The 14,819-nt window shown below is 71.6% G+C and carries 14 protein-coding genes; all 14 read right to left on the bottom strand.

Features of this window, described 5'->3' with window-relative positions; all coding sequences use genetic code 11:
• Positions 1-197: 197 nt before the first annotated feature.
• Positions 198-1,427, bottom strand: coding sequence for an NAD(P)/FAD-dependent oxidoreductase (locus QSK17_RS34710; RefSeq protein ID WP_285710714.1), 1,230 nt, complete (start codon positions 1,425-1,427; stop codon positions 198-200).
• Entirely contained in the window at positions 1,424-1,615 is a 192-nt protein-coding gene (locus QSK17_RS34705; protein WP_285710711.1) for a ferredoxin, read from the bottom strand. The genes QSK17_RS34710 and QSK17_RS34705 overlap by 4 nt, the downstream gene beginning before the upstream one ends.
• Before the next feature lie 29 nt (positions 1,616-1,644).
• On the bottom strand, positions 1,645-2,973 hold the full coding sequence (locus QSK17_RS34700; protein ID WP_285710708.1) for a phytoene desaturase family protein: 1,329 nt from the start codon (positions 2,971-2,973) through the stop codon (positions 1,645-1,647).
• 16 nt (positions 2,974-2,989) lie between these two features.
• Positions 2,990-3,853: an SDR family NAD(P)-dependent oxidoreductase gene (locus QSK17_RS34695; RefSeq protein WP_285710706.1), complete on the bottom strand. Its 864-nt coding sequence runs from the start codon at positions 3,851-3,853 to the stop codon at positions 2,990-2,992.
• 42 nt (positions 3,854-3,895) lie between these two features.
• Positions 3,896-5,056 (bottom strand): acyl-CoA dehydrogenase family protein, encoded by a 1,161-nt coding sequence (locus QSK17_RS34690; RefSeq protein ID WP_285710704.1) that lies wholly within the window; start codon positions 5,054-5,056, stop codon positions 3,896-3,898.
• Between the two features lie 4 nt (positions 5,057-5,060).
• Positions 5,061-5,924 (bottom strand): enoyl-CoA hydratase/isomerase family protein, encoded by an 864-nt coding sequence (locus tag QSK17_RS34685; protein WP_285710700.1) that lies wholly within the window; start codon positions 5,922-5,924, stop codon positions 5,061-5,063.
• A gap of 78 nt (positions 5,925-6,002) precedes the next feature.
• Positions 6,003-7,196: an acetyl-CoA acetyltransferase gene (locus QSK17_RS34680; protein ID WP_285710699.1), complete on the bottom strand. Its 1,194-nt coding sequence runs from the start codon at positions 7,194-7,196 to the stop codon at positions 6,003-6,005.
• Entirely contained in the window at positions 7,193-8,623 is a 1,431-nt protein-coding gene (locus tag QSK17_RS34675; RefSeq protein ID WP_285710697.1) for an OB-fold domain-containing protein, read from the bottom strand. Before QSK17_RS34675 ends, QSK17_RS34680 begins: the two co-directional genes overlap by 4 nt.
• Positions 8,623-9,831, bottom strand: a complete 1,209-nt coding sequence (locus tag QSK17_RS34670) for an acetyl-CoA C-acetyltransferase (RefSeq protein WP_285710694.1) — start codon at positions 9,829-9,831, stop codon at positions 8,623-8,625. The genes QSK17_RS34675 and QSK17_RS34670 overlap by 1 nt, the downstream gene beginning before the upstream one ends.
• Positions 9,828-11,105, bottom strand: a complete 1,278-nt coding sequence (locus QSK17_RS34665) for an acetyl-CoA hydrolase/transferase family protein (RefSeq protein ID WP_285710692.1) — start codon at positions 11,103-11,105, stop codon at positions 9,828-9,830. The genes QSK17_RS34670 and QSK17_RS34665 overlap by 4 nt, the downstream gene beginning before the upstream one ends.
• Entirely contained in the window at positions 11,098-11,319 is a 222-nt protein-coding gene (locus QSK17_RS34660; protein WP_285710690.1) for a hypothetical protein, read from the bottom strand. Before QSK17_RS34660 ends, QSK17_RS34665 begins: the two co-directional genes overlap by 8 nt.
• A 12-nt stretch (positions 11,320-11,331) precedes the next feature.
• Entirely contained in the window at positions 11,332-11,826 is a 495-nt protein-coding gene (locus tag QSK17_RS34655) for an aromatic-ring-hydroxylating dioxygenase subunit beta (RefSeq protein WP_285710688.1), read from the bottom strand.
• Positions 11,823-13,073, bottom strand: a complete 1,251-nt coding sequence (locus QSK17_RS34650; RefSeq protein ID WP_285710687.1) for an aromatic ring-hydroxylating oxygenase subunit alpha — start codon at positions 13,071-13,073, stop codon at positions 11,823-11,825. The genes QSK17_RS34655 and QSK17_RS34650 overlap by 4 nt, the downstream gene beginning before the upstream one ends.
• Complete coding sequence (locus tag QSK17_RS34645; protein WP_285710685.1) at positions 13,070-14,767, bottom strand: class I adenylate-forming enzyme family protein; 1,698 nt, start codon at positions 14,765-14,767, stop codon at positions 13,070-13,072. The genes QSK17_RS34650 and QSK17_RS34645 overlap by 4 nt, the downstream gene beginning before the upstream one ends.
• Positions 14,768-14,819 lie beyond the last annotated feature (52 nt).

Raw genomic sequence — 14,819 nt, 5'->3', positions numbered from 1 at the left:
GCGCCCTCAACTGGGCCGCCGAATGGTGGAACCCCAAACGCGACACCTTCGACGCCGTCGTCCGCAACGCCCAGTCACTCATCCGCCACGGCCTCAGCGCCAGATCACACCTGACCGAACCCGACGAGGAAACCGGATCACCCCCACCGCGGAAGCGCACCCACCGGACCCCGTGACCCCACAGCACCGCACGCCGATCACGGCCGGGCCCTCACACGCTCCATGGCCGCGGCCCTGCGACGGCCGGTGAACTCCAGGCCCTCCGTCCAGGTGGCGCCGCGCATGATGAGCCCGCGGTATTTCATGATCTGGGTCTGGCCGTTCAGGGTGAGCGCTCCGGCCAGGCGGTCGCCTTCGCGATAGAGGGCGACGAAGTGGTCACCGCCGGGTTGGCCGTCGACCACGCGGACCTCGTCGGTCGCGGGAACACCGACGAACTGGATGCGGGAGCCGTACCAGTCCGACCAGAAGTACGGAACGGTGGAGTAGGGCTTGGCCGCCTCCGGGTCCAGCGCGTTGCGCGCCGCCACGGCTCCCTGCTCGGCCGCGCTGGTCCAGTGCTCCAGCCTCATGTGACGGCCGAACATCGGGTTGTGCCAGCGGGCGACGTCCCCGGCGGCGTACACCCCGGGAGCTCCGGTGAACAGGGTCTCGTCGCAGACGACGCCGTCGTCGAGGGGCAGCCCGGAACCGGCCAGCCAGCCGGTGGCGGGCACCGCCCCGATGCCGGCCACCACGAGGTCGGCCGCCAGCATGGTCCCGTCGGTGAGCCTGACCCGCTCGACCGTTCCTTCGCCCTCCACCGCCGCCACGCCGACGCCGCACCGCAGGTCCGTACCGGCCCGCGCGTGCAGGGCCGCGCACGCCGCGCCCATGGTCTGGCCCACGGCACGCACGAGCGGCGTGGGCAGCGCTTCGACGATCGTCACGTCAAGGCCGCGTTTACGGGCGGCGGACGCGACTTCGGAGCCGATGAAGCCGGCTCCGACCACGACCGTGCGCGCACCGGCGTCCAATGCCCGCCGTACGGCCTGCGCGTCGTCACGAGTGCGCAGGGTGTGCACTCCGCGCAGCCCCTCGGTCCCCGGCAGGGTGCGGGCTCCCGCCCCGGTCGCGATCACCAGGGCGTCGTAGCCGAACTCCCGCTTCCCGGCCCGTACGGTCCGGGCCGCGGTGTCCAGCGCGGTCGCGGCGGTGCCGAGCACGAGTTCGGCGCCCAGCTCGTCGCGGAGCACCTCCTCGCCGCGGAAGGCGGGCAGGTCGGTGCCGTCCAGGACCGCCTTGGACAGCGGCGGCCGGTCGTAGGGCAGGTGGGGTTCGGCTCCGATCAGGGTGATCGGACCGTCGAAGCCGCTCTTGCGTGCCGCCTCGACCGCGCGCAGGCCGGCGAGGGACGCTCCGACGACGACGAATCGCCGCGCGCTCATGGTTCGAGCCGCAGCGCCTCGGTCGGGCAGCCCTCGATCGCCTGCCGGACTCCTTCAAGGTCGTCGTCGGAGACCGTCTCGGACAGCAGGACCAGGTCTCCGGCGTCGTCGACCTCGAAGACGCCGGGTGCCAGTGACTCGCAGATGCCGAGGCCGGTGCACCTGTTCCAGTCGACGACGATCTTCATGATTTCTCTCCTTTGCGTGAGGGGCCGGTTCAGCGACCGGCTCCGACGGGGTGACGCTCGGCGATCCGCTCGACAACGATCTTGGCCGTCTCCGCGCAGGCGGTGGTGCCGCCGTTGGCGTACTCCTTGACCCCGTCACCGACGTTCCACAGGTTCGGGATCGGCGTCGCGGGGGCGAGGTCGAATCCGGCGACGGCGCGCTGCGGCGGCCAGCCGTCGCGCATCACCGCGACGGACAGCACCCGCGCCCGGTCGAATCCGGGCACCTGTTCGCGCAGATCCTCCATGATCAGCTCGGTCTCGGCCTGCTCGTCGAAGTCGCCGACCGACGGCTTGGGCACTCCGGCGGCGGCGTACAGGTGCCATCCCTCCGGGGCCATCTCCGGGCACAGGTCGGTGAAGTTGGCGATGTAGCACAGGCGCCGGGTCTTGCCGAAGCTCAGCATGCCCTGGGCCTCGATGAGCCGCTCCCTGCTGGCGATGTTCACAGTGATCATCGAGCAGGGCCGGTCCCGCCGCCGTACCTCGTCGCGGTAGTCGGCGGGCAGGTTGTCCGCGCCGACCAGCTCCACGGTGGCGGCCGGTCCGGCGTCGCTGACCGCGACCCGGCAGCCGATCTCGACCGTCTCGCTATCGCGGGAGATCACCGCGCCGGTGACCACGCCGTCGGCGACGGTAAGGGAGCGCACCTCGCTGTCCAGCCAGACCTCGCCCCCGTTCCGGGTCACCACGTCGGCCAGTGCCCGCCAGGCGCCGATGGTGCCTTCCGGATGGAAGCCGAACTTCTTGAAGGCGCTCTTGCGGGTGAAATAGGTGAGGAAGACCCGGGCGGGCAGTTCCTCGGAACCGACCGCGAAGATGGACGCGCACATGTTGCGGAAGATCGCGTGAACGTTCTCGTTCTTGGTGTACTTCGCCACCCATTCCGCGGTGGTGATCTCCGCCTCGGGCAGCCCGCTGTCCTCGCGGGCCGCGCCCAGCCCCTTGACCAGCTTGGCGCCCTGCCGGGTGAGCTTGCCGAGCAGGAGCCCCCAGCCACCGCCGGTCACGTCGACGTCCTTGCCGCCGATCCGGTAGAGAAGCGGGGGCTTGGGCATGCGGACGTCGTACGGCGCGCCGACGGTCGCGAAGGTCTCCTCGGTGACGCCGCCGAGCTCCAGCACGATGGCCCCGTTGTTGACCTTGAAGCCGTCGATGTCGTACGTGGACGCCCGCCCGCCGACCCGGTCCAGCCGCTCGACCACGAGGGTGCGGTAGCCGAGGTGGGCCAGCCGGGCGGCGGCGAAGAGGCCACCCGCTCCCGCTCCGACCACCAAGGCGTCGAAGTCCCGCACTGTGTCCCGCACTGTGTCCCGCACTGTCGTCTCCATCCGCTCAGCCCACCCGGTTGACGGCCGGGACCGCGCCGTTCATGTCAGCGATCTCCGCCCAGCGCTCGCCGACCTGCTCGATGGTCGGCACCTCGGCGAAGGTGACCCCCGTGGACTCGAAGAGCTGCACGCGGGTGCAGAGGCCGCCGCCGACGACGACCACGGTGCCGCTGTCGGCACACTCGTCGGTGAGCAGGTGGCCGACGACCGGCGCGACATGCGCGGCGGGCAGCTTCGCCAGCAGCTCGGCCGGGGCGACGTCCTCGGTCATCCGGGTCGCCGCCTGTGGCGCGACCGCGTTGGCCAGGATGTTGTACTTGCGGCCCTCGATGGCGAGGGTGTTGATCAGGCCGACCATGCCGAGCTTGGCCGCGCCGTAGTTAGCCTGGCCGAAGTTGCCGTACAGGCCGGTGTTGGAGGTGGCGACCACCACCCGGCCGCGCCCCTGCTCGCGGAAGTGCGGCCAGGCCGCGCGGACGACGTGGTACGTGCCGTGCAGGTGGACCTGGAGCACCGCGTCCCACTGCTCGGCGGTCATCTTGTGGAAGGCGACGTCGCGGAGGATGCCGGCGTTGCTCACCACGCCGTCGATGCGGCCGAAGGCGTCGAGCGCCGCGCGGACGACGGCCGCGCCGCCCTCCTCCGAGGCCACGCTGTCGTAGTTGGCGACGGCCTGGCCGCCGGCTTCGGTGATCTCGGCGACCACCGCGTCGGCCATGGCCATGCCCGAGCCGGAGCCGTCCCGCGCCCCGCCCAGGTCGTTGACGACGATCTTGGCGCCGGAGCGGGCCAGCAGCAGCGCGTACTCGCGGCCGAGCCCTCCCCCGGCTCCGGTCACGGCGATCACGCGGTCCTGTACACCTGCCATCGGTGAACCTCTTTCCTTCTCTGTGTTGGAAGCGACTTCCGGTCAGTAGGAGGCGGGCAGCCGCAGGCTGTGCTGGGCCACGTAGTTGAGCACCATCTCCCTGCTGACCGGGGCCGTGCGCAGCAGCCGGGCCACGAACCACAGGTCGGCCAGGCCGTACTCGCGGGAGAGACCGTTGCCTCCGTGCGTCTGGATCGCCTGGTCGAGTGCCCGCAGCGACGCGTCGGCCGCGGCGAACTTGGCGATGTTGGCCGCCTCGGCGGCGTCCTGGCCGGAGTCGTACAGCTCGGCGGCGCGGGCGGTGGCCAGTCTGGCCAGCTCGACGCCGATGTACGCCTCCGCGAGCGGGTGCGACACCCCCTGGTGGGAGCCGATCGGGGCGGACCACACCTGCCGCTCCCGGGCGTAGCGGGTGGCCTTGTCCAGGGCGTACCGGCCGATGCCGTTGCTGAGCGAGGCGGCCAGGACGCGCTCGGGGTTGAGCCCGGCGAACACCTGGCGCAGGCCGCGCCCCGCCTCGCCGATCAACGCCTCGGGCCCGATCCGTACGTCGTCGAAGAAGAGGGTGAACTGCTTCTCCGGGACGACGAGCTCGGTGGCGATGTGCCGCATGCGCAGGCCCGGTGCGTCGGTGGGGACCACGAAAAGCGAGAGCGAAGCACGCCCGGACGGCCCCGGATCGCCGTCGCGCGCCACCACCAGGAGCGCGTCGGATTCGTCGGCGCCGGAGATGTAGTACTTGGTACCGGTAAGCCGCCAGCCGTCTCCGTCACGGTGCGCCGTGGTGGTGACCTGGTGGCTGTTGGAGCCGGCGTCCGGCTCCGTGAGCGCGAACGCCATCTTCCTGGTGCCGGCGGCCATGCCGGGCAGCCACTCGCGTCTCATCGCGTCGGATCCGTGCCGCCAGACGATCGAGCCGGTGATGGCGGGTGAGATGACACCCATCAGCAGCGGCATGCCGTGGGCCGCCAACTCCTCGAGGACCACGCCGTACTCCGAGAGACCGCCTCCGCCGCCGCCGTACTCCTCCGGCAGGTGCACGCCGAGGAATCCGCTTTCGCCCAGGTCGGCCCAGAGCTCGTCGACCCGGCCGCCGGCGCGCGCCCGCTCGGCGAAATAGGCGTGGCCGTACCGCTCGGCGATCTTTCCGACGCTCTGCCGGAGCAGCGCGTGCTCCTCGCTGTCGACGATCAGTCCTGTCATGTCGTCACCGTCCCTGGTAGTGGGGTTCACGCTTGCCGGTGAACGCGGCGATGCCCTCGGCCGCGTCGGCCGTGGCGGCGGTGCGGAACATGGCACGCTCCTCGGCGGCGAGGTGGTCGGCCAGGCTCCGGTCACCGGAGTCGTTGAGCAGGTGGCGCATCTCCGCGTAGGCCCGGGTGGGTCCGGCGGCCAGCCGCCGGGCGACCGCGAGCGCCTCCTGCCGGATCGCCTCGGCCGGGACGACGCGGGAGACGAGGCCCCAATCGGCGGCTTCGTGGGCGGTCAGCACGCGCTGCTCGAAGTAGAGTTCCGCGGCTCGCTTGGGCCCGACCATCCGTGGCAGGAACCAGGAGCTCCCTCCGTCGCTGGACAGCCCGAGGGCCCCGTAGCCGAGGGCGAACCTGGTGCCTTCGGCGGCGAGCACGAGATCGGCGCAGTAGAGCAGGCCCAGACCGCCTCCGGCGACCGCGCCGTGGACGGCGCAGACGATCGGCGCGTCCAGGTCGCGGAACCGCCGGAGCGCCTCGTGGTAGAGGGCCGCCATGCCGCGCAGCAGGGCGGCGCGCTCGTGGTCGGTCGCCTCGGCGAACACGCCGATGTCGCCCCCCACCGAGAAGGCCGGGCCGGCACCGCTGATCAGCACAGCCCTCAGCCCGCTCGCCTCCGCGCAGCGCCGTGCGGCGTCGCGCAGGCCGACGGCCATGGCGGTGTCGAGGGCGTTGCGGGTGTCCGGTCGGTCGAGCCTGACATGGGCGAGACCGTCGGCGAGCTCGAAGCCGACCGCGGGACGATCCCCGGGCTGAGGTCCGGTGCCCGACTGCGGGCCCGCGGCGGGCGTCGCCTCCGGCGACTCGGCGTTCGATGCCATACGACCTCCAAAGGTTAATTTAAACTAGAATAAACAATATGCCCAGACCACGCCCGCAGGAGCCGGGTCCCGACCGGGTCAGCCCGGTTCGGTGCCGACCAGCGAGACGAAGGAGACGCAGGCGCCCGGACGCCCACCCAGGTTGTGGGTGAGGGCGAGCCGGGGATCGCTCAACTGCCGCCGCCCTGCCTCGCCGCGGAACTGGAGCCAGCACTCATAGAGCATGCGGAGACCGCTCGCGCCGACAGGGTGCCCGAACGACTTCAGGCCGCCGTCCGGGTTGACCGGCAGCCGTCCGCCGAGCTCGAAAGCGCCGTCCAGGATGTCCCGCCATGCCTGGCCCCGGTCGGCGAAGCCCAGGTCCTCCATCAGCACCAGCTCGGTGGGCGTGAAGCAGTCGTGCACCTCGGCCAGCGAGATCTCGGCGCGCGGATCGGTGATCCCGGCCTGCCGGTAGGCGTCCTGGGCGCTGCGCACTACCTCGGGGAAGGTCGTGTAGTCGTAGTCCGCGTCCATCGCCGCGCGCCCCGGCCCCGCGGTCAGCGACAGCGCCTTCACCCATACCGGGCGGTCGGTGTACAGGTGGGCGTCCTCGGCACGGACGATCAGCGCGCACGCGGCGCCGTCGGAGACCCCCGAGCAGTCGAACACCCCGAGGCGCCCGGCCACCAGGGGCGCCGTGGCGATCTTCTCCTTGGACACCGCCGAGCGGAACTGCGCCTTGGGGTTGAGCGCCCCGTTGGCGTGGTTCTTCCAGGCCACGTGCGTCATGGCGTCCCGCATGTCCCCGGGGTCGACTCCGTACCTCGCGCAGTAGGCCGGGTCGAGCAGCGAGAACGCCGCCGGAGCGGTGAGCGTGTTCTCCGGAGCGGTGCCGTCCCCTGGCGGGTCCATCCGGGTCAGCCCGGAGAAGCCGGAGTCCTTGAGCTTCTCCACGCCGACCGCCATGACCCGGTCGTACGCTCCGGACGCCACCGCGTAGCAGGCGTTACGGAACGCCTCGGAGCCTGTCGCGCAGTAGTTCTCCACCCGGGTGACCGGGCGATAGTCCAGGGCGAGCGGGCGGCTGAGGGTGAGGCCGGACTGTCCAGAGCCGAGCGTGCCGAGCCAGAACGCCTCCACGTCCGCCAGGCCCATGCCGGGTACGGCGGCGAGACACTCCCCCACGGCGTCGATCAGCAGATCGTCGGCGGAGGCCGACCAGTGCTCGCCGAAACGGGTGCAGCCCATCGCGACGATCGCGACGCGGTCCTTGATGCCCTCGGCGCTCATCTCTCGTCCTCCACGGGCCGTACCTTCCAGAAGTAGTTGTGCACTCCCCCGGCCGTGTGGAGTCTGCGGAACGTCGTCTCGACGCGCATGCCGATCGTCACCTCGTCCGGAGCGGCGTCGGCCAGCTCCATCGTGTACCTGCCGCCTCCGTCGAAGTCGACGACCACGTCGATCAGCGGCGGCGAGGGAGAGTAGGCCAGCCGGTCCGCGGTGAAGGTGGCGACCGTGCCCCGCACGCCGGACAGCGGGTGGGGTTCCATCTCGTCCGCGGCCCCGCAGCCCTTGCACACCCGGGCCGGGGGCAGGTGGACGAAGCCGCAGCCGCGGCACCGCGATCCAGTGAAGGCGAACTTCCATGCCTGCGACCGGGCCGAGGGCGGTCCCGCGGGCGGTTCCGGCTCCGGTCGCCGGGGCGGTTCCCGGTCGAGCAGGCCGCGCCAGGTGAGATACGTGGCGTACGGGACGGCACGCCCGGCGGCGAGCTGCGCGGAGACCGGACGGGCTTGCCGTCCGCGCTCGATACGGTCCGTGACCCGGAGCACCAGCGCGTCGCAGCCGTCCACGGCCGCGAGCACCAGGACGGTCTCGCCCGGGGCGGCCCGGTCCAGGACCTCCGCCAGGCCGAGGCCGACGTCCGCCGCGCCCGCGTGGCCCGGCGCCTTCCCCGCCGGAAGCCCCGCCACGATCCCCGCCGGAACCCGCGCCGGAACCCGCGCCGGAACCTGGGCCGGGAACAGCTCGGCCGCCCGCCTGATCACCAGCGGGTTCGGCGAGGAGAGCACGACATGGTCGGGCGCCGCAACGTCCGCCTCCTTCAACGCCCGCCGCCCCGCCTCCGTCACCAGCGGCAGGTAGCTCTCCAGCCCGAAACGCTCCTCCCATCGGCGGGCGGCCGGCTCGCCGGGAACGCGCCAGCGGTCGAGGAACTCGGCCGTCACCGACACGCGGGCGACGATCTCGGCGATCGCCTGACCGGGGTCGCCGAACAGGAAGGCCGCCGCCCCGTCGGCTCCGTCACGCTCGTCCGCCGAGCCCGGCAGGCCGGTACGGACATCGGCGAGTACGGCGAGGCCCCCGGTCGCCGCGGCGGCGAGCAGCGCGCCGACGCCCGACCGCGCCGACCCGGCCAGATCCACCGCGAGACCTTCGGTGCCGAGACCGAGGGCCGCGTGGACGGCGGCGGCGTTGGTCTTGTCGAGGTAGGCGGGCGAGGTGGTGGCGAAGAAGATCGCCTGTGGCCGTTCCGCTCCGCGCGGCACCCGCCGGGCGGCCTCGACCGCGAGGGTGGTGCTGTCCTCGTCGAACGAGGCGACCACCCGCGCTCCCGGACCGGCCTTGGTGCCGAGCGCGGCGGCCAGGTCCGCATGCCTGACCCGGTGGCACGGCAGGTGGGCGGCGTACGCCACGATCCCCTTCGGCGTGGGCATCAGACCCCCTCGAAGAGCGCGGCCATGCCCTGGCCGCCGCCGATGCACATGGTCTCCAGGCCGTACCGGCCGCCCCTGCGCCGCAGCTCGTGCAGCATCGTGGTGAGCATGCGCATCCCGGTCGCGGCGATCGGGTGCCCGAGCGAGATGGCGGAACCGTTGACGTTCAGCCGGTCGCCCAGCTCGGCCGGGTCCGCGAACCCCCACGCCTTGAGCACGGCGAGCACCTGGCAGGCGAACGCCTCGTTCAGCTCCACGAGGTCGATGTCGTCGAACGTCACTCCGGTCGCGGCGAACAGCCTGGCCACGGCGGGCACCGGGCCGAGTCCCATGGTGGCCGGTTCGCAGCCGGCCGCGGCCCAGCCGACCAGGAATCCCATCGGTTCGAGCCCGAGCTCGTCCAGCTTGTCCTCGGCCACGACCAGGCAGGCCGCGGCGGCGTCGTTCTGCTGGCTGGAGTTCCCCGCGCTCACGATGCCGCCCGGCATCAGCGTCCGCAGCCTCGACAGCTTCTCGACGTCGGTGTCCGGCCGGATGCCCTCGTCGCGTTCGAACGACACCGGGTCGCCGCGCCGGACCGGCACCTGGACCGGGACGATCTCGTCGTCGAAGGCGCCCGCCTCCCAGGCCGCGGCGGCCCGGCGGTGGCTGCCCGCGGCGTACGCGTCGGCCTGCTCACGGGTGATCCCGTACTCGCGGGCCACGTTCTCGGCCGTCTCGATCATCCCGGAGATGCGGCCGAAGCGGCCCTCGGGCTGGGAGCGCTCGCGGCCCCGGTCCAGCCGGTCGTACAGGTGGACCCCGCCGGAGCGGCTGCCCCAGCGGATCTGGGTGGAGTAGTGCTCGACGTTGCTCATGCTCTCCACGCCGCCGGCCACCACCACGTCGGCGGCGCCGGTCTGCACCATCATCGCGGCGGTGACCACGGCCTGCAGGCCGCCGCCGCATCGCCGGTCGAGCTGGAAACCGGGGACGGCGACCGGCAGGCCCGCGTGCAGGGCGGCCCATCGGCCCACGCAGGGCGTCTCGGAGTTGGCGTAGGACTGCGCCATCGCCACGTCCTCGATCCGCTCGGGGTCGACGCCCGAGCGCTCGACCACGGCTTTGACGACGGTGGCCGCCAGGTCCTCCACCGGAACCGGGCGCAGGGTTCCGCCGAAGGCGCCGACCGGCGTGCGTACCGGGGCGACGATCGCGGCTCTTCTCATCGGGAGCACTCCTTTTCGAGCGCGGGACGGTGGTCGGGGTGGGCTATGGCGATCATTCGCGCGCGCCGCTCCTCCAGGGGCTGGCCGCGCAGGTCGGCGACGCCGTACTCGGTGACGATGAGACCGGCGTCCGCGCGGGAGGTGCTGACCGGCCCGCTCAGCTTCGCCACGATCCGGCTCACCGTCCCCGTGGACGTCTTCGCGGTGGAGGTCAGCGCCACGATGGGCAGGCCGCCACGGGAGCGGGCCGCTCCGCGCAGGAAGTCGGCCGCGCCGCCGACGGCGCCGACGTACGATCCGGCCGCGACCTCGGCGTTCACCTGGCCGGACAGGTCGACCTCGATCGCCGAGTTGATCGCGACGAAACGATCGTGGGCGGCGAGCACCTCGGGGTCGTGGGTGCGCCGGGTGTCCCGCAGTTCGATCGCCGGGTTGCGGTGGGCGTAGCCGAACAGCCGGGAGGTGCCCATCAGCGCTCCGGTGACCGTACGGCCCCGATCGAAGGTCTTACGGGCGCCTGTGATCACTCCTGCCTCCATCAGATCGGCGACGGCGTCGCCGATCAGGCCGGAGTGGACGCCGAGGTCGCGGCGGCCGGCCAGCCGGGCGACGATCGCCTCGGGCAGCGCGCCGAGGCCGAGCTGCAGGGTCGCGCCGTCCTCGATCAGGTCAGCGACGTGGTCGGCGACACGGCCGGCGACGCGCCGCTCGGCGTCGCCCGGCTCGCTCCTGAGGATCTCGGCGGGCGGCCGGGACGTGTACACGATCACGTCCAGGTCGGCGCCGGTGAGCGTGCGCGTGCCGTACGTCCAGGGCACCTGGTCGTTCACCTCGGCGATGACCACGCGGGCCCGGTCGATCGCGGCGGACAGGTAGTCGTCGGCCAGGCCGAGGCTGTGGCGACCGGCCGCGTCCGCGGGCGGAAGCTGGACCAGGGCGACGTCGACGGGGAGCGTGCCACTTTCGATGAGATCCGGCAGTGTCGAATAGTGGCACGGCAGGATGTCCAGCACGCCGGCCCGGTGCAGCGCCCGGTTGCCGCCGCTGCCGCAGTAGGACAGGAACGACACGTGGTCGCCGTGCTCCGGGCGGATCGTGCCCGAGGCGGTGACGCCCAGGAAGCAACGGAAGCCGCCGATCGCGGCGCGCTGCTCGATGAGCCGCTCGGTCAGGGTGAGCGGCTCGGCGCAGGCCTGCCCCCAGACGGCCGTGTCGCCGGGCCGTACGTAGGCGGTGAGGTCCAGCCGTCCGATCCCGTCCAGGACCTCACTCATCGCCGGGCCTGTCACTCCACCGGCCGGCCGAGGGGTCGAGCAGCTCACGCAACCGCTCCTCGGGCAGCCAGACGACGGATTCCAGCTCGAGGGCGTCCAGGTGGCGCACCCGGCCGCCGCGCAGGTCCTCGATCCGCAGCCGTGGCCCGTTGGCGTCGGTGTCGAGGCTCACGGCCACCTCGGCGAACTCACTCGCGATGATCCGCTGTTCCACTGCCGGTCTCCTTCAGATGAGGAACGACAGGGTGGAGAGCGCCTCGGCGCTGTTCACCAGGACGACCTTCTTGTACGCCAGCCGGATGCCGTCCTCAACACGGCGCAGCCGGTAGGTGGTACGCCCCGCCCACAGGGTGGTCCCCCGTTCGCGGGACTCGACGAGCAGGAAGTTCGCCCCGGCCACGGTGTCGGTTCCCTCGACCGCGACCACCTCGACGTTGGAGATCAGCCGCCGCATGTTCGACGGCGGCGACTGGGAGTACCGTTTCCCCGTCTTGAGCTGGCTGATCCGGGTGGAGATGCGGCTGCGGTTGTCGTAGATCACCGACATCTGCCGTTCAGGGTCGATGTCGGGGCCTCCGGCGGGCACCCAGTAGAGCGCGTCGTCGGTCCACAGGGCCTCCCATCCGTCGTAGTCGTGCTCATCGGCGAGCCGCGCCTCGCGGTAGAGGAACTCCTCGATCTCGTGGAGATCCAGGCCCGTGTGTCCGGCCAGGCTGCTCACTGCGCGTCCTCCCGTTCCATCAGGCTCCGGTAGTGCGACCAGAAGCCGCGCATTCCCGTCTCGTCGTTGGCCGTGCCGACCCGGAACCCGTTCTCGTCGACGCGCTCGCGGCCAACGCCGCGGCGGATGTCGAGCCATTCGGGCATCCGGGCGGCCATGCCGCGCTGGTTCCGCTCGTACATCTCGGAGTCGTCGGCGAGCAGCATGCCCGCGGGCCCGACCGAGCCGACGCACTGCGACAGCAGCCTGCGGTTCATGTCGGGCGCGCCCTTGAGCTGTACGGCGGTGACGTGCTGCACGGTCTCGTCCACCGCGACCGGCTGGATCATGAAGACGCTGATCTCGGCGACGAACAGGTTGGGGAAGACCATGACGTGTGGCGCGCCCTCGATGAGGATCTCCTCGGCCTGCTCGCCGTGGAGCTCGCGCATCTTCCGCACGTACTCGGGCACCTTGGCCTCGGACGTTCCGAACCAGGCCATCGGCGTGCCCATCCGGCGGAACTCCGGGCGCAGGTCGTTCTCGCTGTGGCCGCCGCCGAGGTCGCGGGTGACGGCGGTCGACTTGTCGCTGTAGAGGGATCCGATGTGGCTGCCGGTGACGCTGAAGACGGAGCCGTGCACGAACTGCGGGTGGTAGCCGTCCGTCTCGTTCTCGACGAGCAGCTTCCAGTTCGCCTTGGCGCGGTGCTTGAGCCAGCCCGCGGTGAGCTCGATCTCCCCCTCCGGGGACAGCCTGGCCAGCCGGTCCAGCTCGCCCGCGGCGGCGCCGAGGTGCTCCTTCAGGCTGGGACCGTCGGCGGCGAAGCTGGCGAACACGAACCCCTGGTAGGTGTCCACCCGCGGCACCCGGCCGAGACCGAGGGACAGCTTCCCCTTGCCGCCGTATCCCTGGTTGTACGGGTAGCCGAGCAGCTCACCGGTGTTGCGGTAGGTCCACCCGTGGTACGGGCAGCGGAACGAGCTGGAGTTGCCCCGCGCGTCCTCGCAGACCAGGTTGCCGCGGTGCGCGCATCGGTTGAGCAGCAGGCTGACCTCGCCGTCCGCGCTCCTGGTCATGATGACGTCCTGGGTGCCAACGGCCTTGCGTACGTAGTCGCCGGGCCGGGCCACCTCGCTCACGTGCCCGACGCACACCCAGGTGCGGTACCAGATCCGTTCGAGCTCCTCGGCGAAGACGCCCGGATCGGTGTACAGCGAGCCGTGCACTCTCTCGGGCTGGATCAGCTCCGAGTATCGGACGGTCACGACGTTCCTCCTTCTATACGTGCCTTGGCCTGCTGGACCAGCTTGAACTTCTGGATCTTTCCGGTCGGCGTCGTCGGCAGCTCCGAGGGCTCGGCGAACAGCACGTGCTTGGGCACCTTGAAACGGGCCAGCTTCTCCTTGCAGAGCGCGATCACGGTCTCGGCGTCGAGCCGCGCTCCGGGGTCGGGAATGATCCACACGCAGCCGACCTCGCCCCAGCGCTCGTCCGGGACGCCGACCGCGTAGGCCTGGCTGACGCCGGGCAGCCGGGTGAGCAGGTCCTCGATCTCCTTGGGCATCACCAGCTCGCCGCCGCTCTTGTAGAGCTCCTTGCTGCGCCCGGTGAGCTCCAGGTAGCCGTCGTCGCGGACGCGGCCGAGATCGCCGGAGTACACCCAGCCGTCCCGCAGAGCGAGGGCGGTCTGCTCCGGCTTGTTCCAGAAACCGAGCATGTGCGTCGGCCCGGTGGAGACGAGCTCGCCTTCGGCGCCAGGAGGAAGGAACTCCCCCGTCACCGGATCGGCCGTCCGGTAGACGCAGATGTCACCGGGGAGCCCGGCGACGCCCGCGAGCTTGGGCCGGCCGACCGTGTCGGAGGAGAGCTCCAGCGGATCCTCCGGCAGGGACAACGTCATCGCCCCGCCGCACTCGGTCATGCCGTATCCGGTGGTCACCTCCGTGATCCCGAGCTCGGCGCGTACCTGCTCCCACAGCCAGACCGGGGCCGGCGCGGCGCCGGACAGGATGGCGAACAGCGAGGACAGGTCCCGCGTGGCCCGGTCGGGGTGTTCCAGCAGCGCGACCGTCATGGTCGGCACGCACAGGATGTCGGTGGCCCGGTGGCGCTCGATCCCCTCGAAGTAGTGAGCCGGGTTGAACGCGGGCTGCGGGATGATCGCGCCGCCGACCATCATGACCGCCAGCAGCCCCTCCACGTAGCCGAACATGTGGTAGCAGGGCAGCGAGAACAGGGTGCGGCGGCCGTCCTCGAACGCCCGGGTCAGCGCCGAGGCGTAGGCCGTGCGCTGCACCGCGTCGTGGGTGACCATCACGCCCTTGGGCGAGCCGGTGGTGCCGGACGTGTAGAGGATGTCACCGATGTCACCGGGGGTCCGGCTTCCAGGCACGGCCGCGCCAGGGTTGCGGTCGCCCAGCTCGCCGAGGCCGTCCACGGTGCGGATCCCCTCGCGGGTCCTCCCGTCCGTGGACAGCAGCACGACCTGCCGCAACTCCGGCATCGCCGCGCTCTCGCCGTGTTCCCAGCCAGGGGCGACGGCGTCGAGCATGTCCAGGTAGTCCAGCCCGGCGAAGCCGGTCATGGTGATCAGGACGTTGCACTCGGACTGGGCCAGGACGTAGGAGAACTCCTCCCGCCGGTACAGATAGTTGAACGGGATGGCGACCGCGCCGGCCCGGGCGATCGCGAACTTCAGCGGGACGAACTCCAGGTAGTTGGCCATCACCAGGCCGACCCGGTCGCCCGGCCGGACCCCGAGCGCCGCGAGCCCGTCGGCCAGCCGCACCGACCACTCGGCGGTCTCGGCGTAGCTGAGGGTCCGCTGGTCGGTCAGGACCAGGGGGCGCTCGCCGAACTCCTCCGCGCAGCGGTCCAGCCGCTGGTCGAGGGTGAGCGGTGTCCACTCCGGGAATCGCTCGCCCAGCCGCACACGGCGCTCGTCGACACTCGGAATCACAGAGAACCTCCTGCAGTTATTTAATCTTAATTAGATTAATCGGTCAAGGCAT

The organism is Microtetraspora sp. NBRC 16547 (assembly GCF_030268965.1).
Classification (GTDB): domain Bacteria; phylum Actinomycetota; class Actinomycetes; order Streptosporangiales; family Streptosporangiaceae; genus Microtetraspora.
This window is presented reverse-complemented; position numbering and strand designations above follow the sequence as displayed.